Below are 16,351 nucleotides of genomic sequence, written 5' to 3'. Positions count from 1 at the left end.
TCTTGTCTGCCCGTCACCTCGACCTTCAATTGATGTTTCTCGAGTGTTTAGGGGTCAAGAAACGGCTTTTGCGGTCGTTTTGTGTTTATCTTGTTACAAGCTATGGCCCGGGCAGTTCTGAATCTCAAGAAGAATTACGGTTTTTGTGCTTGAAAATCCGGAGAGATAAACAAAGAGCGCCAGCACCAGAAGTTAATGTAACGAACTAAGAACGGGCGCAAGAGCATTGAAATATATCACAAAACTACGCTGCCGTCTTATCCACAGGCATTTCATTTTTGGCTTGAGTTTGCCGACCCTTGATGTGGGCGTTCGTTTGCCTGGTTCGGCGATCTAGGCACTAATTGGCATCAAGCGGTTCTTGAAGCAGAGCTGGCATACCGTCTGAAAGTGGGATTCACGGACAGCTTGAACCTGTAAATTGGTAAAAAGCGTTACCAGGATCGATTTTTACCGAATCTATCTATCTGCCTGCATGGAGCCGTGCCGGGTGCTACGGCGACTTGTGAGCCATATTGTACATCATCACGGATAACGAACGTGCCAGATATGCAGGAAATGTACAGACATTGGGCTCTGTTGCAAAGTTTTTGCCCAATAGGCGTCATAGCCCTATTATGCTAGGTTTTTGATCCCATGGTTTGATGGTGCGATCCTTTCGCAGGAATGGAAGGAAGCATTATGGGACAAGTTCGTCACGGAAGCGCCACGACCACGCACGCTGTCAGAGCTGCAATACAGCGATCGCAATCTCCGCAACTGCTCAGCTCAGCAAGAAGCCCACAGCCATCTCCTGGCGCATGGACGAAACCTATATATATGCCAGCGCGCACCAGGAAGGCGGCCATGACGAAGCTGGATCAGCGCGACCGCTTCGCGCAGGTATTGATCCACCTGGGCTTCAATCATCTCCGTGAGCAGGATAATCCGTTGCGCAAGATGCTCGAGGAACCCGCGCGCATAGGCGCAATAGTTCCGGATGAACACCAGGCTGTATTGCTGGTTGGTCAGGAAGGCTTGGAGTTCGATGATTAATACATGATCGGGTTTTGACATTGACGGCTCCTCTGCTGGTCAAACCCCTGCACAGGTTCGGACGAAAATAATGCGGAGCAAAGTCACAGATTAACGGCAGAACTGCCGTGATTTTATGCGCCTATTCCGTGTTCCTCCGCATTATGGCCACTTGATGATTAGTGAAGTTATGTTGAGGTGCGCATTTTTTGACAAATGGCTTAACTTCGGAGGGCGGGATCAGCCGCACCTCGCGCCCCAACTTCCCAATGATGACGGAAGATGTGCGAGACTGTCCTGAATTTTGTGCTCTGGCGTGGTAACTGCTCTATAAGGAGACCCACGTATGAGCATCGACAAAGAACTATTAGACCAACTGATGGAAGGCCGGTCATCTGGCGACCTATTCGGCAAGGAGGGCATTCTTGCTGAGTTGACCAAAGCATTGGCAGAACGCGCTTTAACGGCTGAGATGGAGGAACATCTTGGGGAAGAACGCGCCGAAGGTGTCGCGGAGGGTCAGAACCATCCGCCCAATCGCTGTAATGGCAGCAGTCAGAAGACTGTGACCACCGACAGTGGGAAGGTCATCCCGGACATTCCGCGCGACCGCAACGGCACCTTTGATCCGCTGTTGATCGCCAAGTATCAGCGTCGTTTTCCCGAGTTCGACCGCAAGATTGTCAGCATGTATGCACGCGGAATGACGACCCGAGAGATCCAAGGGCACATCGAGGAGATTTACGGCTTTGAGGCATCACCCAGCTTGATATCGGCAATCACCGAGGCCGTAATGGACGAGGTAACCGCCTGGCAGAGCCGGCCATTGGAACCCTGCTATCCCGTGGTGTTCATGGACGCGATCCGCGTCAACATCCGCAGTGATGGAGCGGTCTCGAACAGGGCGGTCTTCGTGGCCTTGGCGATCCGTCCAGACGGCACCCGGGACGTTCTGGGGCTGTGGTTCCAGGCCAATGAGGGTGCCAAATTCGGGGCAAAGGTTCTGAATGATCTACGCCACAGGGGCGTTCAGGACATTCTGATTGCCGTGGTCGACGGCCTCAAAGGCTTCCCCCAGGCCATTGAGGCGGCTTTCCCGGAAGCCCAGGTCCAGACGTGCATCGTTCATTTGCTGCGCCACTCTATGAGCTTTGCCAGCTACAAGGACCGCAAGGCCGTGGCGACAGCCCTGAAGGCGGTCTACACCGCCTTGGACGTCGAAGCAGCAGAGGCTGCGCTGGCCGAGTTCGAGGAGAGTGATCTGGCCAAGCGCTATCCGGCTATTGCCCCGAGCTGGCGCCGAGCCTGGAACGAGGTGATCCCGTTTCTCGCCACCCGCCCGAAGTGCGCCGACTGATTTACACGACGAATGCCATAGAAGCCCTGAACTCGAAAATCCGGCGTGCGGTGCGAACCCGCGGCCACTTCCCGAGCGATGAGGCTGCGGCAAAGTTGATCTATTTGGCCCTCAATGCTACTTCCTTCGAGTGGAAGCGATCTGTGCGTGAATGGCACCGCGTTAAAAGCCAACTCGCCATAATGTTCGACGAACCCTTTCCCATGGCGTAACTAAAGGCGCCAGGGCACAAAATTACGCACACTCCCACCGTGGCCTTCGCGATGTCAAACTGATCATCGCGGATGAACACAAGGGCCTGAAGGCCGCAGCAGTCAAAGTGCTGGGTGCTACCATCCAGCGCTGCCGCGTCCACTTCATGCGCAATGCGCTGGCCTGCGTCGGCAAGAAAGACCGCCCCATTGTCACAGCTGCGCTCAGGACGGCCTTTGACCAAGACACGCTGGCAGATTCGAAAGAACACTGGGCCAAGCTGACAGAGGCCTTCCAGCCACGCTATTCCAAGCTCGCCGAACTGATGCTCCGTGCTGAAGACGACGTGCTGGCCTACAAGACTTTCCCGCAGGCTCACTGGCGGCAAATCCACTCTACCAATCCGCTTGAGCGCCTGAACAAAGAGATCAAGCGCCGCACCAATGTCGTCGGCATCTTTCCTAACGAGCCTGCGATCAGGCGTCTCGTTGGCGCGCTGATGCTGGAGCAAAACGATGAATGGGCGGTCACACGACGTTACATTACGCTGGAAACCGTCGCCGCCATCTGCGAGGATAACACCATGGACCCCGCGAAAATAGCCACCTTGTAAACCGGCTCAACATCCAGCCGGAGAACAAATTATACCACGTGCTGGGACACTACCGTCCGCACCCGCCATAAAACAGCCTCCAGAAACAACCGATTGTCTTTGCCCGTCGCTCCGCTGTCGCCCGGCTTGCCAGGCAAAAGCGGCTTCAACCGCACCCAGACGTCATCGGAAATCACAAACCTCTGCTCGTCCATTCAAAACTCCCTTTTGGAAGGTTGGATCAGACCTCAGGTGATTTGAAAATCCTCAATGTCCATAGGCCCTAGTCAAATTATGCTGAGGTGCGCATTATTTCACAAATGGCTGCACATAGGCTAGCGGGATCAACCGCACTTCATGGCCCAGCTTGTCGATCTCACGGCCCCAATAATGGACCCCGCCACAGGCTTCCATTGCAACCACGCAAGGCGATAACTTCCTCGAAGAACGCGAGCACTTGAGCGCGTCGCAGTTTCTTGCGCATAACCGCTCGACGTGCTCCGTCTGTTTTATGAACCTGAAACACCTTCTTCACCAGATCGATTCCAACTGTGATAATCTTTGACATGACCGGTCTCCATTGTGAGGCAATTCAGACCCACACTGGCACATCGATGCCGTCGGTGGGCGATTACAGCATCAGTCCCGATCTCCTCGACTCGCGTGCCGCGCTGAGGCCAACCTGGTCGAGATTCCCCATGCGGACGATAGCAAAATTTGGTCTCAAGGAGGAGGACGTCTATGAAGCAGGGCCGTACAAACGCCATCGGGCGATCCTGTACTTGAATTCGGTGTTACTGGGTGCTACCATTTGAGCGGAGGAGCCTTGGCATGACCGTAAAATGTTCGATTTCCTTGACAGACCCGCAATCGCGCTTTGCCCGCACCCTCGTAGAGTCGGGGCAGTATTCCAGCCTCAGTTCCGTGTTACAGCAGGGTCTTGAACTTCTACGACAGAAGAATGAGGCCGAAGAGTTAGAAGTCGCCGCGCTGCGACAACTCGTTGACCGACGTATGTCCGATTCGATGATCTCTGCCGGTGAAATGGATGCCCGCATAGAACGCATGATTGACCGCAAACAAAAGTCGGGCAATGTGGGAGCTTGAGTTTTCTGCTGAAGCAGAATGGGATTTTGAACTGATCTTCGACCATCTCGCGCGGTCATATGTCGACCTGGGCGACGACCCGGATGCGGCACTCAATCGGCCTGCCGATCGGATCCGGGGTATTCGGTCTTCAATAGATACATTGGCGAAGTCTCCCTTCATCGGAACGGAACGGCCTGACATCAGGGCGAACCTTCGTTTCGTTCGGCTGGAGAAGACGGCGATCTGGTTTCTGCCGGACGAAGACCGAGCCTGCGTTGTCGTGATCGCGCTCTTCTTCGGAGCGCAGGACCATATCCGCCATATGTTGGCGCGCTTGCTTTCGGGTCCGACAGATTAGGGCAGGGGGCCTACAGCCCCGCCGCCTTTGTCAAATCCACTCGGAACCTATCGCGGCAACGTTGTTAGCGGCCGGTCATTTCGGCTAAGGCGTGTCCCAGCTGTTTCTGCACATAGCGTTCGTCGCCTCCGTGAGCTAGCGAGACCGGCGCGCAGCGATTGACCAGAGAACAGCTCCAGACGGCTTGGTTGCAGGGATCGTGCCACGGCTGATATCGAGGCGTTCTGTTCTATTCAGGATGCTATCAATGCCGCACAAATTTAACGCCACTCGTCGTGACAAGTTCCCGAAGCAAAACTATTCGGTGACCAACTGGTCTGAGTACAACGAAGGCCTACGGCAGCGCGGTGATCTGACAATTTGGATGAGTGAGGATGTTATTGAGTGAGGATGTTATTAAAGCGTTTCTAACAAAACCTGAATCGCCGGGGATTCCCAAACTGGTCTGATTGTGATTCATCCTGTTTGGGAGGATGAACTATGTCAGCACCTTTGCCATCAGCGCTTCGGGCGCGGTTTCAGAGATTTATTGAGGAAGGGTTAAGCGGGCGAGCGGCGGCAGCGCGCTTGAAGCTGTCGCCAGCAACGGGCGCACGATGGCGGCATCAGATCCAAACGACGGGCCGGGCTGATCCGGGCGTGCAGGGGCGTCCAAAAGGGTCAGGGAAATTGGCACCCCATGTTGGTTTTTTCGAAGAGTTGATTGCTCAAGACCCTGATATCACATTGTTTGAGCTGCGTGATGCGCTTGCTGATGCAACCGGACTGCAGGTCCAGCACTCTGCTATCGGGCATCTGCTAAAGCGCCTCGGGTTCACGCACAAAAAAAGTCACTGGTCGCTACCGAACGTTACCGTGCCAAGGTGAGGCGACGACGTGAGGACTGGTTCACACACCGTTTGCCAGCCATTGCGCGGATGCCGGAACGCGTTGTCTTTATTGATGAAACAGCGGTCAAAACGAATCTCACCCGGCTGCGCGGTTGGGCTCCGCGTGGCGAACGCCTGACGATGGATGCGCCCTTCGGCAGTTGGGGAACCCAAACCCTGATTGCGGGGCTGACACATGAGGCTCTGATCGCACCTTGGGTAATCAAAGGCGCGATGGATGGCCCTGCTTTCGCGGCCTATGTGCAAAAGGTCCTGATCCCCGAGATCGCGCCAGGCACGGCAGTCGTTCTCGACAACCTCGCGACCCATCGCAACAAAGAAGCCGCTGCGGCGCTCAAGGCTCATGGGTGCTGGTTCCTCTATCTGCCGCCATATTCACCAGATCTGAACCCGATTGAGTTGGCTTTCTCCAAATTGAAGTCTCACCTCAGACGCATCAGTGCGCGATCATTCACCTCGGTGTTCGAAGCCCTTGGCGATATCTGCGCAATGTACTCCCCGCAGGAGTGTTCAAACTACTTTCAGGCTGCCGGATATGCCTCAGGTTAAATTAGAAATGCTTTAGGTCATGGGTTGCGCCGCGGCGTGTGAGCCGGGGTGGGCAGCACAAATATTCGGATCTGGCGATCGAGATGTGCCTGACCTTGGGCATGGTGTTCCGCCAGCCGCTGCGGCAAACGCAAGGTTTGATGCGTTCCATTGCGGGGCTCTTCGGCTTAGAAATCAAAGTCCCAGATTTCTCTACCTAGTCGCGGCGGTGCAGCGGCTTGAAATTGCCTACACAGCCAAGCATCAGCAGCCGAGCGCAAGTCCATTTGGCAGCGGACAGTACCGGCCTGAAGATTTTCGGCGAGGGCGAATGGCTTGAATAAAAAACACAAAACAAAGCGCAGACGGCGCTCTTGGCGGAAACTTCACCTCGGTCTTGAGCTTGCCAGTGGCGAAATCGTCTGCTAAGAACATTACCCAATGTGACGTTGGCGACCCGACGGCGCTTTCCGTTCTTTTGTATCAAGTCAACGGCACGGTCTCTTGGTTCTTCGCGCATGGAGCATATGACGGGGATCCAACGTCCGACCTGCTGGCCGCTCGGTTTGGATCGACAGTCGAATTCCACCACCGAAAGGCGTGGTCTTCAGTCCAAATGCGCTGTTATATCCAACCAGCCGGGAGCGTCATATTGCCGACATCTCAGCCCATGGGCGGATGGCTTGGCTGAAGAAATCAGACTACAATCAGCGCAGCTGAGTCGAGACTCTCATGGGTTGCTTGAATACCACCATCGGGCCGAAGTTAAAGGCTCGAAGCTTCGAAAGCCAGAAAGCTGGGGCTGAAACTGGAGTGGGCATTCTTAACAGAATGACCCGACTTGGCCACCCAAGTTTTGAACGCATCGCCTGAGACCTCTCTCGGGTTGGGCGCGTTTCGGGCTGTCGTTGATCTGTGCAACAAGGAGCCTCACTAGGAAGCTTCCTAGTGAGGCTTTGAAAAATTCAGTTTGTCCCGTTCGAGCTACCACCACCGCTGGCAGCGGCAGCGACTCCGATTACCCCCAACGCGATAAGACCTATACCGGGAGCTCCAAGCCCACCCAACGTATTTGGGGTCGTCGTGGTGGTGGAAACCCGGCGAACTCGAACGGTTACGTCTGCAGGCGGCTGCGGCATTTCAACCTGACTACAAACACCCGCACCTGATCGGATATCGGCGACGGAACATGTTACAGTTTGAACATCACCTTGAGCCATAGCGCTCAGGGGAAGGGCAAATGACACTGCGAAGGCAGCGAGCAAAGTCTTCATAACGAAATCTCCAATAGGTGCCCTTTTAGCGTGGGGCGGGGGGAAAAGCTTCTTCTATTTGAAACCCTAACAAGCAAAGAGGCTCTGCTTCAAGGGGTAAACTCAATTAGTGTAGTAACCTGAGTAATCGCTGTAGCTATTGCCATAGCCGTAGCGCTTCAACTTAGTATGATCGATCTGACTTAATACCAGCCCGCTAGGTCTAAGGTTGACATTCTCCAGTGATCTTAATCCGTCCAATACCTGACGGTGTGAGGTGCTATCCCACTTCACAGTATAGATAATGGCATCTACCAATTGGCCGAGCACACGTGCATCGGGCACTGCAAGAACCGGGGGTGTATCGATGATAATGTAGTCGTAGTGGTTTCGCAGTTCTTTGATGAAATCACTGAACGTCTTGGAGGAAAATAGATCAGCTGCATTCACAGGCGATTTTTCCCCGTACAAAATGTCTGCCTTGAGAGATTCGTCATATATAGTCGCTTCTTCGAGCGCGATCTCACCCGCCATAACAGAGAGGAAACCCTTCGGTTGATCATGCTTGAAATATTCGTCTAGAACCCGGCGTCTTAGGTCGCCTTCAATCAAGAGCACTTTTGCGCCTAGGCCCGCAAAGTTCTGTGCTAGCGATATTGAATGTGTGGTTTTGCCCTCACCGGGGAGGGATGAAGTCGACATGATCACCTTGGGCGGCGTATCCAGATTTGCTAGTAGGATGGAAGTACGTAAGTTTCTGATGGCCTCCGCTGCGGCGGAATTAGGCTTTTCGACTAAGTATTTCAGGATGTCACTCCGTCTCTTCGACGGCACTTTGGGAATTTGACCGATAACCGAGTATCCGGTTTTAGCCTCCAATGCCTCAGGCGTACGAAATGTGTTTTGAGACATTTCACGGAGCAGGACTATTCCCGCGCCGGCCATTAGGCCTAGAATGAGGCTCAGGGCGAGCACACGTGACTTGCGCGGCGCGGAGGGAGTTGAAGGCACCACTGCGCGACTGAGGATGCGGCTATCTGCTTGCTGTATGCCCTGTTGGATACTTGTTTCTTTGAGTCGGCTTAGAAATGCCTCGTAGAGAAGCCGGCTGGCTTCCACCTCTCGCTGAAGTTGTTCTAGCGTCACCAGCTCTTTTGACTGGGTGTCGATCCGTGTCGCAACTTCTGCAATGGTAGTCTCGATTGCACTGAGCTGTGAACGAGCGCGGTTGGCATCTAGCTCGGCTCGGGCAATCAAAGCATCTGCTCTAGCTTCGAAAGCACGCTGGCCTCCGGATTGTTCTTGTTGCCGTCGCTGAAAGGCCTGATCAAGCAAGGTATCATCTGCAAGTTGGGTGAATGTTTCAGGCCCTTCCGAGCGTGCGCCACGCAAAGCATCTAGCCGTTCGATAGAAGTTGATGCTTGAGCAGAAAGGGCGGTTCTACGATCGCGCAGATCTTTGACTTGGCGGTTTAGCGCAGCCAGATTTTCAGCGTTGACCAGCTCCGTATTCGTTGAAAAATCCTCCAACTCCGATTGCGCGGATTCAAGTTCTGCTTGAAGCCCAGTTACCCGTTCGCTGAGCCATACTGTGGCCGCTTCAGTTTTCTCAAATTTCACAGAAATTTGGCTCTGAATGTAAAGCTCTGCGAGACGGTTTGAGATCGCTGCAGATTTTGCAGGCTCCTGCGATGTCGCCGTAATCTCAAAAACAAAGCTTTGGCGCAAGTTTGAGACCGAAATGGACTCGAGGACAGAATTTATCGTTCGGTCCAAAACCGCACGCTCAGAAGTGGGTCTCTGAGCCGCAGGCGCACCGATTAGGTTGCGCACAGTCGTTGCCACCTGTCCTAACGAAAACCGCGCTGGCGAGCGGAGTTTGCTATTAAACTCAGGGTCTTCCAATAGACCCATATCCAATACAAGATCCTCAATCAGTCCGCGTGAACGAATGACTTCAACCTCTGTGTTGATCGTGGATTGATCGCCGCCAAGGCCAGTGACGACACTTTCGATGTCCATCACCTGCTCTTGTCTGCTTTCAAGGGCCACTGCAGTTTTCGTCGTGTAGACTGGGATGGCAATACCATAGGCGTAAAACGCTCCCATCAGCAGGGCGGTCGCACCACAGAGCACGATCCATAGTTTGCCGCGCCAGAGTGTCTGGAACAGACTGGCAAGATCAATCTCATCGCTATCTCCCTGTTCCGGAACGAAGTCTTGCGAAAGTCTTTGAGCCTGCTTCATATTATCTTCTGCCAGTGATCACGCCAATTAGGCGGCCTAGTACACCGATATTGACGTCAGCACCACAGGCGAATTGATCTGGCAATGCTGCCTGCCTAAGGAAAGTTTTATCCCAACGAGGGCCAAGTGCAGCGACCACGCTCACATTAGGGTAGCGTGGCCCGAGATCGCTTAAAGCTGGGCAGTATCGGCGGCCTGTTTCGCATTGGGCATCTCGCGCGCAAAGTCCTAAAGTCATTGGCGGGTTTTCGCCCAAATTGGAAGGGGCGCCGCTATGTCCGATCCATTTAGCCGCTTTGAGGTTCTGATACCTTGGGGCGTTAGGGCACGACCAGACTGTGAAATCTCTACTTTCTTGAACAGATTTCAGGGAGATAGCGCAGCTAACGAATTGTCTCTAAAGGGTTCCTAGTTTCTCTTGTTCTGAGGTCACCGAGCTCGGAACAGGGTCAGTACAGCGAATTTAAAGAGAGGTCGCTCGCAGGTTTTGCTCTGCGACGTCGGCCCCCAAACAACTCTAGCTTAGCAACGAAGAGCGGCCTTTTTGTCGCCACAAAAAACAGTTTGCCAAATGAAGAGGACGGGTTGTACCATGAAGCAATTGGTATCTGCGGTTCTATTTTTTTGCCTTGATTCACTTTTTTTAGGTTCCTAAGGCGGCGCGAACATGCAGCCGACTGTGAGTTTTGAAGGTAATGATGTTTGTTAAATTTGATTGGATAGCGCCCCTGGGGCGCTGCTCTTTTAAGAAGGTTGGCCTGTGATGACCGTCTTTATTGTGCTTTTTTCTGTGTTTGCGATCAGCCTTAATGGGGTCGCTGTTTATATTCCGGCCAACATTAGTCATGAGCCCTGAGCATATGTTGCGTGACGTAAACGCGCCGCAGGCGCAGCATACGCGGCCTACGCCAAGAGTCGGAGGGGTCGGCGTAATTATTGCTCTAAGTCTCGGCTGCCTCTACTATCGAGTTGAACTCGGAAGCGATCTTCTACTTGCTCTAGCTTCAGGGTCTTTTGTCTTCTGGGCAGGGCTGCACGAAGATATTTTCCGGAATGTGAGCCCTCGCAAGCGGTTTTGCCGCATTTCTTTCAGCGAGAGTTGCTATCTTCCTGACGGGGAGCGTGGTGCCGGATCTGGGCTTGTTCGAGGGTTCATTGTCGAGATGCGTTTTCCCTGCGGTTCTGGTCACGCTTCTCTGGTCGGCCGGAACATGTCATGCATTGAACCTAATTGATGGTCTGAATGGATTGTCATCTCTCTATTGTGTCTGTGCGTCTGCTGGCTTTTTAGTCATAGCCAGCTATACTGGAGACACCGATATTCAGATCTTGGCAGGTCTATTGCTGGCCGCCACCTTAGGATTTTTCGTCCTGAACTGGCCCTTTGGGTTAATATTTCTTGGCGATGCAGGGGCTTATGGTATTGGACATATCCTCGCTTGGATCAGTATCGTGCTGGTGGTACGGAACCCAACGGTGGCTGGGATAGCTGTTTTGCTTTTGCTTTTTTGGCCCGTATGCGACACGCTTTTTTCAATAATTCGCCGGCGCGTGACCAAACGTCCAACAGGGTTGCCAGACCGTTTGCATTTTCACCATCTTGTGGTTTGAATACTGCGATTGGTGCGACGGCGTCGGGGGCGTTTCGACAACCCAATTGCCAGCATAATTCTTCTGCCATTCTTCTCTATGCCGATCCTCTTTGGTGTCGTCCTATGGGATCAACCAGAAATGGAAGCCTTTGCGCTTGCTTTCTTCATACTGCTTTTCATGGCCACGTATATGTTTGCGATGAAATTCTTCGCCGCCCGGCGGATACCGAAAATGCGTCCTTTTCTCGTGCCCCCTGAGCTACTCCCCATTTGTTGGACAGGATCTGGCGTAGTTTAAGCTACTCTTTGCACTTGCTGATCGGGGTTGGTTGTTTCAATTCTCTGCCAATAGACCACAGCAGGTGGTTTGCCGCCAAGGGCAGAATGCGGGCGCTTGTGGTTGTAGAACTCGATCCATTTTCTGACGCCATCTCTGGCCTCTGACCCGGTTTCCCAGGCATACAGGTAGACGCATTCATACTTCAGTGACCGCCACAGCCGTTCAACAAAGATATTGTCGAGGAAGCGGCCCTTGCCGTCCATTGAGATGCGCACGTTTGCGCTCCGCAACCTGTTCGTCCAAGCGAAAGACGTGAACTGGCTGCCCTGGTCCGTGTTCATTATGTCTGGCGGGCCGAACTTGTGGATCGCCTCATTCAGCGCATCAACGCAGAAGCCAGCCTCCAACGTGTTCGAGATGCGCCACGCCAGAACCTTGCGCGTGTGCCAATCCATGATGGCCACCAGATAAAGGAAGCCGCGCCGCATCGGTAGATATGTGATGTCGGCGCACCAAACTTGATTTGGCCGATCCACCCGTAGCCCCCGCAGCAGGTAGGGGTAAATCTTGTGACCCTTCGCCGCCTTGCTCGTGTTGGGTTTCTGGTAGATCGGCATGAGACCCATCAACCGCATAAGACGTCGGATGCGCTTTTCGTTCACCAGATGCTGTTCATTGCGCAGGTGCCACGTCATTTGGCGCACACCGTAAAACGGGGTTTCCAAGAACTGCTTATCGATGACGCGCATCAGTTCGAGGTTCATCTCGCTCTCACCCTTGGGTTCATAGTAAAATGACGACCGCGAGATCGACAGCAGGGAACATTGCTTGCCGACGGACAGACCCGGAATGTTCGGCTGGGACTGTCCTGAATTTTGTGCTCTGGCGTGGTAACTGCTCTATAAGGAGACCCACGTATGAGCATTGACAAAGAACTATTGGACCAGCTGATGGAAGGCCGGTCGTCTGGCGACCTATTTGGCAAGGAGGGCATTCTTGCTGATTTGACCAAAGCATTGGCAGAACGCGCACTGACGGCCGAGATGGAAGAGCATCTGGGAGAGGAGCGCGCTGAAGGGATTGAGGAGGGCCAGAACCATCTGCCCAATCGCCGTAATGGCAGCAGTCAGAAGACTGTGACCACCGACAGTGGGAAGGTCACCTTGGACATTCCGCGCGACCGCAACGGCACCTTTGATCCGCTGTTGATCGCCAAGTATCAGCGTCATTTTCCCGAGTTCGACCGCAAGATCGTCAGCATGTATGCACGCGGAATGACGACCCGTGAGATCCAAGGGCACATCGAGGAGATTTACGGCTTTGAGGCATCACCCAGTTTGATATCGGCGATCACTGAGGCCGTGATGGACGAGGTTACCGCCTGGCAGAACCGCCCGCTTGAACCCTGCTATCCAGTGGTGTTCATGCCCTCTCGGCAGCATCCTGCGGATGCGCCTGCCGGGTAATAGACGCGATCCGGGTCAAAATCCGCAGTGATGGCGCGGTCTCGAACAAGGCAGTCTTCGTAGCCTTGGGGATCCTTCCAGACGGCACCCGGGACGTTCTGGGGCTGTGGTTCCAGGCCAATGAGGGTGCCAAATTCTGGGCAAAGGTTCTGAATGATCTGCGCCACAGGGGCGTTCAGGACATTCTGATTGCCGTGGTCGACGGCCTCAAAGGCTTCCCCCAGGCCATTGAGGCGGCTTTCCCGGACACCCAGGTTCAGACGTGCATCGTTCATTTGCTGCGCCACTCTATGAGCTTTGCCAGCTACAAGGACCGCAAGGCCGTGGCGACAGCCCTGAAGGCGGTCTACACCGCCTTGGACGTCGAAGCCGCAGAGGCTGCGCTGGCCGAGTTCGAGGAGAGTGATATGGCCAAGCGCTATCCGGCCATTGCACCGAGCTGGCGCCGAGCCTGGAACGAGGTGATCCCGTTTCTCGACTACCCGCCCGAAGTGCGCCGACTGATTTACACGACGAATGCCATAGAAGCCCTGAACTCGAAAATCCGGCGTGCGGTGCGAACCCGCGGCCACTTCCCGAGCGATGAGGCGGCGGCAAAGTTGATCTACTTGGCGCTCAATGCTACTTCCGTCGAGTGGAAGCGATCTGTACGTGAATGGCACCGCGTTAAAAGCCAACTCGCCATCATGTTCGAAGAACGCTTTCCCATGGCGTAACTGAAGGCGTCAGGGCACAAAATTACGCACACTCCCGTTCGGCTCAATCATCTTGCACCTCACTTGTCGGTCCAGGGTTTGAGCTTTCTGGCCAAAAAATCGTTGGCGACGGCCAACTCCCCAATCTTGGCATGCAGGTCTTTGACCTGCTCTTCATCGACTTCCGGTGCCTTCCGGCTACCTCGCTCGAACACACCAGATGCGCCCTCAAGCAATGCACGTTTCCATTGATGGATCATCGTCGGGTGAACTCCAAACCGACTGGCCAGCTCGCTGACAGTCTCTTCGCCTTTCAGCGCTTCCAACGCCACCTTGGCTTTGAATTCTGGGTGATGTTGCTTCCGTTTCGACATATCTGACCTCCTTCGTGTTGAAGATCAGCAGACTACAAATCGCAGCTTACGTCAGTGTCCGATTTTCGGGGGGTAGCTCACCCCTCACGCAGTAGAGGTAATAAACGGTTAATGTCCCCGCTCTCGGGCACATATGTGCAGAACGACACAGCGCTTGAGGTGAAAATCTTTCGCGAGCATAGTAAAACACAATGGAATTTGAATGTATTGACCGCTGGCACCGGCGACGTCGCCTATCAGGGACAATTCAAGAGTGATACTGAAGCTTTCGAGTATTTTCTCCAAGCAGCTTGAAGGTGAAGCTTGTTCTGGGCGCGTTTAACTCGGAACAGTCGTGATCTGCGAGCGGGGCAGGGTGATGCGCACTTTCCTGCCCATAAGTTCGATAAGCACCCCAATCCTTGTCGTATCCGGAAGAGAGTCGATCTTTGTAATCAAATCTGCGAACGGTCCAGACAGGATGCGAATGCGATCGCCTATCGCTAGGTCGTCGGCAGGGAGTATAAGTTCGCTAGAGTCGCACCGCGCTTTTAGCCCAACCATCAGTTTTTCCGGGAGCGGGCGGGGCGGATGACGCGGATCGGTTGTAATGAGACGAGAAATTCCCCGCGTACTGTTGATAGCTGTCCACCCACCAAGGCTCGGGTCAAAGTTGATGAAGAGATACCCAGGAAACAGCGGTTTGCGTTCTTGAATGAGCTTGCCTTGCCGCTCGTGGTTGGTAAGGCAAGCCGGAGAGAAGGTCTGAAATCCCTGTCGGTTCAGGTGTTTTCGGGCCTGCGCCAGACCATGCGGGCGCAGTTGCGCCACAAACCAGGCATTTGAAGTGGCTTTTGACATGATGTCTCCCTCCAATCAGATATCATTTAAAGGCGTTTCTGTGCCTGAAAATGGCCAGCAACCCGGGACGTTCCAATGCGGAATACGCGGTTTCGGGCGCCGAATGAAGGCGGTGTGGCGCTCTCGGCGATCTTATGCAGGTGACCGGAGTCTGCGAGGTCTCTCTGAAGATACAATCTCGTCCCGGAACGTCTCCCTGTCGCGTGATCAACTGTGTGTCTTCTCCGCGCTTTTTTACTGGACGGAGCTGGCAACGCTTGTGATCAGCGATGGCGTGATCTGAGTGATGACTCGATTCCAGCGGGTAACCGGCTGCTCTGCGATGAATATGACGTCGTTTGGACGCAGTTCCATGCGCGTAGCGAGGATAAGATCAGTTGCGTTCTTAGCATCAAGGTTCCATGCCGTAACCGCACCAGCTTCACTCGGGTTATTTGAGCCCCGCAAGACATAAATCTGCGATGGGTCTGCGGTTTTTGTATCGAAACCACCTTCAGAATAAAGCGCGTCTGCCAATGTAGCAGTGCGCCCAAAGGGAAGCGTGAAACGCCCTGGTGATCTCACCTCACCGGCGAGATAGGCATGGTCGCGGTCAACCGCGTCATTGTCGATTTGAGCTTCAAAGTTTGCTCTGCTCTCATTGAGGCTCTCGCGTCTCAGGTCCACGACAGCGGTTAATTCTGCTAAGGCCTGGGCACGTGCTTGCTGACGAAATTGGCTAATTGTAATCTGTTCCGCGAAATAGGCCTGCGCCCGGTCCAATTGATACTCAGTATCTACAAAGACGCTGTCTCCTGCGATCAGTCGGGTTTTTTGAAGATCGGCCCGGCGGAGGTATTCAGTAAGAGGTATTTGATAAAGATCGCCATCGCGATAAAGGCGGATAGATGCGTAATCCAAATCGGGTGTTTGGATGCCGCCGGCTGTCGCAACGGCTTGATCTAATGTCAGGGGCGTCAGGGTGATTGGGATAATCGTTGGATTGCCCACCGCGCCGCCGATCGAGATCCTCTTTGAGTTAAACTCAGCAATTTCTAAGCTGAATGACGGGTCGATTTGGGCTTCTAAAAGCCTCTGGAACAACGCGCCTTCAGCTTCTTCCAGAGTTAGGCCGGCCACTTTGACACGACCAACATCAGGAATGGCGATGGCGCCATCATCTTGCACGGTGTAACCTTGACGTCGGTTTTGGGCGGCGAGCAAGCCACTGAGTTCTTCAACGGTGTTGGCTCCGCTTTGGGTTGCCAGGAGAAGCACATCTCCGATCCCAATATCGTAAGTTGTCCGCGGTGGCGTGTCGGGAACGCGCAGCGCAAGCTCAGCGGGGCGATTTTGAAGGTCTGATACGGGGTCAGGCGTCGCACCTGCGCCCCGCATTCCGCCCGCACCGCCAGCGTTTTGGAAAAACACAGCTGGAAGCTCTTTGGGTATATATTGCGATCGGTTTGCGGCCAGAACGGTTTCAGATGTTAAGGGGACAATCCGGACCTTACTTCCTGCATCGGATACTTTTGGAGAAACGTATGCCACGCCGCAACCGGTAAGAAGTGTCACTGTGGCGATGGCCATAAGACGTTTGAGCAT

10 protein-coding genes and 9 pseudogenes are annotated in these 16,351 nt (G+C 54.0%); 10 read left to right on the top strand and 9 right to left on the bottom strand.

The features are described 5' to 3' along the window. Positions 1-768: 768 nt before the first annotated feature. Positions 769-1,056, bottom strand: coding sequence for a hypothetical protein (locus tag DSM110093_RS19495; protein WP_243268117.1), 288 nt, complete (start codon positions 1,054-1,056; stop codon positions 769-771). 304 nt (positions 1,057-1,360) lie between these two features. Between DSM110093_RS19495 and DSM110093_RS19490 the strand changes: the two are divergent. Together DSM110093_RS19490 and DSM110093_RS19485 are read left to right on the top strand one after the other, a co-directional pair. Beyond that, positions 1,361-2,583, top strand: a pseudogene (locus DSM110093_RS19490) (IS256 family transposase). Between the two features lie 32 nt (positions 2,584-2,615). Further along, a pseudogene (locus DSM110093_RS19485) lies at positions 2,616-3,176 on the top strand (transposase); the annotation flags it as partial. A gap of 56 nt (positions 3,177-3,232) precedes the next feature. On the opposite strand, the pseudogene DSM110093_RS19480 reads toward DSM110093_RS19485, so the two are convergent. Continuing rightward, positions 3,233-3,370, bottom strand: a pseudogene (locus DSM110093_RS19480) (IS5/IS1182 family transposase); the annotation flags it as partial. 97 nt (positions 3,371-3,467) lie between these two features. Then, positions 3,468-3,723, bottom strand: a pseudogene (locus DSM110093_RS19475) (IS110 family transposase); the annotation flags it as partial. Between the two features lie 263 nt (positions 3,724-3,986). Here DSM110093_RS19475 and DSM110093_RS19470 point away from each other — a divergent pair. Together DSM110093_RS19470 and DSM110093_RS19465 are read left to right on the top strand one after the other, a co-directional pair. Then, a complete protein-coding gene (locus DSM110093_RS19470) occupies positions 3,987-4,262 on the top strand; it encodes a type II toxin-antitoxin system ParD family antitoxin (protein WP_243268064.1) in 276 nt (91 codons plus the stop codon). After that, the gene (locus tag DSM110093_RS19465; protein ID WP_243268063.1) at positions 4,249-4,602 is read left to right on the top strand and encodes a type II toxin-antitoxin system RelE/ParE family toxin; all 354 of its coding nucleotides are present in this window, start codon (positions 4,249-4,251) and stop codon (positions 4,600-4,602) included. The genes DSM110093_RS19470 and DSM110093_RS19465 overlap by 14 nt, the downstream gene beginning before the upstream one ends. 64 nt (positions 4,603-4,666) lie before the next feature. Here the strand turns inward: DSM110093_RS19465 and DSM110093_RS19460 are convergent. Beyond that, positions 4,667-4,784 (bottom strand): annotated as a pseudogene (locus DSM110093_RS19460) (integrase); the annotation flags it as partial. Between the two features lie 65 nt (positions 4,785-4,849). Here DSM110093_RS19460 and DSM110093_RS19455 point away from each other — a divergent pair. From DSM110093_RS19455 to DSM110093_RS19440, 4 genes and pseudogenes are all read left to right on the top strand, one after another. Beyond that, positions 4,850-4,987 (top strand): annotated as a pseudogene (locus DSM110093_RS19455) (IS5/IS1182 family transposase); the annotation flags it as partial. A 95-nt stretch (positions 4,988-5,082) separates the two neighbouring features. After that, on the top strand, positions 5,083-5,469 hold the full coding sequence (locus DSM110093_RS19450; protein ID WP_243265679.1) for a helix-turn-helix domain-containing protein: 387 nt from the start codon (positions 5,083-5,085) through the stop codon (positions 5,467-5,469). A 50-nt stretch (positions 5,470-5,519) separates the two neighbouring features. Continuing rightward, on the top strand, positions 5,520-6,041 hold the full coding sequence (locus tag DSM110093_RS19445; protein WP_243265680.1) for an IS630 family transposase: 522 nt from the start codon (positions 5,520-5,522) through the stop codon (positions 6,039-6,041). 38 nt (positions 6,042-6,079) lie between these two features. Beyond that, positions 6,080-6,241, top strand: a complete 162-nt coding sequence (locus DSM110093_RS19440; protein ID WP_243268062.1) for a transposase — start codon at positions 6,080-6,082, stop codon at positions 6,239-6,241. A gap of 1,155 nt (positions 6,242-7,396) precedes the next feature. Here DSM110093_RS19440 and DSM110093_RS19435 read toward each other — a convergent pair. Then, positions 7,397-9,520 carry a polysaccharide biosynthesis tyrosine autokinase gene (locus DSM110093_RS19435; protein WP_243268061.1) on the bottom strand — a complete coding sequence of 708 codons (2,124 nt, stop codon included), beginning with the start codon at positions 9,518-9,520 and terminating at the stop codon, positions 7,397-7,399. Between the two features lie 1,092 nt (positions 9,521-10,612). On the opposite strand from DSM110093_RS19435, the pseudogene DSM110093_RS19430 reads away from it, so the two are divergent. Further along, positions 10,613-11,131: pseudogene (locus DSM110093_RS19430) on the top strand (MraY family glycosyltransferase); the annotation flags it as partial. Positions 11,132-11,406: 275 nt separating this feature from the next. On the opposite strand, the pseudogene DSM110093_RS19425 reads toward DSM110093_RS19430, so the two are convergent. Next, positions 11,407-12,234, bottom strand: a pseudogene (locus DSM110093_RS19425) (IS3 family transposase); the annotation flags it as partial. 75 nt (positions 12,235-12,309) lie between these two features. On the opposite strand from DSM110093_RS19425, the pseudogene DSM110093_RS19420 reads away from it, so the two are divergent. Next, a pseudogene (locus DSM110093_RS19420) lies at positions 12,310-13,574 on the top strand (IS256 family transposase). Between the two features lie 59 nt (positions 13,575-13,633). Here DSM110093_RS19420 and DSM110093_RS19415 read toward each other — a convergent pair. The 3 genes from DSM110093_RS19415 to DSM110093_RS19405 all read right to left on the bottom strand — a co-directional run bounded on the left by DSM110093_RS19415 (position 13,634) and on the right by DSM110093_RS19405 (position 16,351). Next, positions 13,634-13,927, bottom strand: a complete 294-nt coding sequence (locus DSM110093_RS19415; protein ID WP_243268059.1) for a transposase — start codon at positions 13,925-13,927, stop codon at positions 13,634-13,636. A 318-nt stretch (positions 13,928-14,245) separates the two neighbouring features. Beyond that, positions 14,246-14,767: a transcription termination/antitermination NusG family protein gene (locus DSM110093_RS19410; RefSeq protein WP_243268058.1), complete on the bottom strand. Its 522-nt coding sequence runs from the start codon at positions 14,765-14,767 to the stop codon at positions 14,246-14,248. 234 nt (positions 14,768-15,001) lie between these two features. Beyond that, a complete protein-coding gene (locus tag DSM110093_RS19405) occupies positions 15,002-16,351 on the bottom strand; it encodes a polysaccharide biosynthesis/export family protein (RefSeq protein ID WP_243268057.1) in 1,350 nt (449 codons plus the stop codon).

It is taken from the genome of Sulfitobacter sp. DSM 110093 (genome assembly GCF_022788715.1).
Lineage (GTDB): Bacteria > Pseudomonadota > Alphaproteobacteria > Rhodobacterales > Rhodobacteraceae > Sulfitobacter.
This window is presented reverse-complemented; position numbering and strand designations above follow the sequence as displayed.

Bases quoted from the DNA above. Each gene is read 5' to 3' on its own strand.
- DSM110093_RS19495 (WP_243268117.1), bottom strand. From the start codon at position 1,056: ATGTCAAAACCCGATCATGTATTAATCATCGAACTCCAAGCCTTCCTG.
- DSM110093_RS19470 (WP_243268064.1), top strand. From the start codon at position 3,987: ATGACCGTAAAATGTTCGATTTCCTTGACAGACCCGCAATCGCGCTTT.
- DSM110093_RS19465 (WP_243268063.1), top strand. From the start codon at position 4,249: ATGTGGGAGCTTGAGTTTTCTGCTGAAGCAGAATGGGATTTTGAACTG.
- DSM110093_RS19450 (WP_243265679.1), top strand. From the start codon at position 5,083: ATGTCAGCACCTTTGCCATCAGCGCTTCGGGCGCGGTTTCAGAGATTT.
- DSM110093_RS19445 (WP_243265680.1), top strand. From the start codon at position 5,520: ATGCCGGAACGCGTTGTCTTTATTGATGAAACAGCGGTCAAAACGAAT.
- DSM110093_RS19435 (WP_243268061.1), bottom strand. From the start codon at position 9,520: ATGAAGCAGGCTCAAAGACTTTCGCAAGACTTCGTTCCGGAACAGGGA.
- DSM110093_RS19415 (WP_243268059.1), bottom strand. From the start codon at position 13,927: ATGTCGAAACGGAAGCAACATCACCCAGAATTCAAAGCCAAGGTGGCG.
- DSM110093_RS19410 (WP_243268058.1), bottom strand. From the start codon at position 14,767: ATGTCAAAAGCCACTTCAAATGCCTGGTTTGTGGCGCAACTGCGCCCG.
- DSM110093_RS19405 (WP_243268057.1), bottom strand. From the start codon at position 16,351: ATGCTCAAACGTCTTATGGCCATCGCCACAGTGACACTTCTTACCGGT.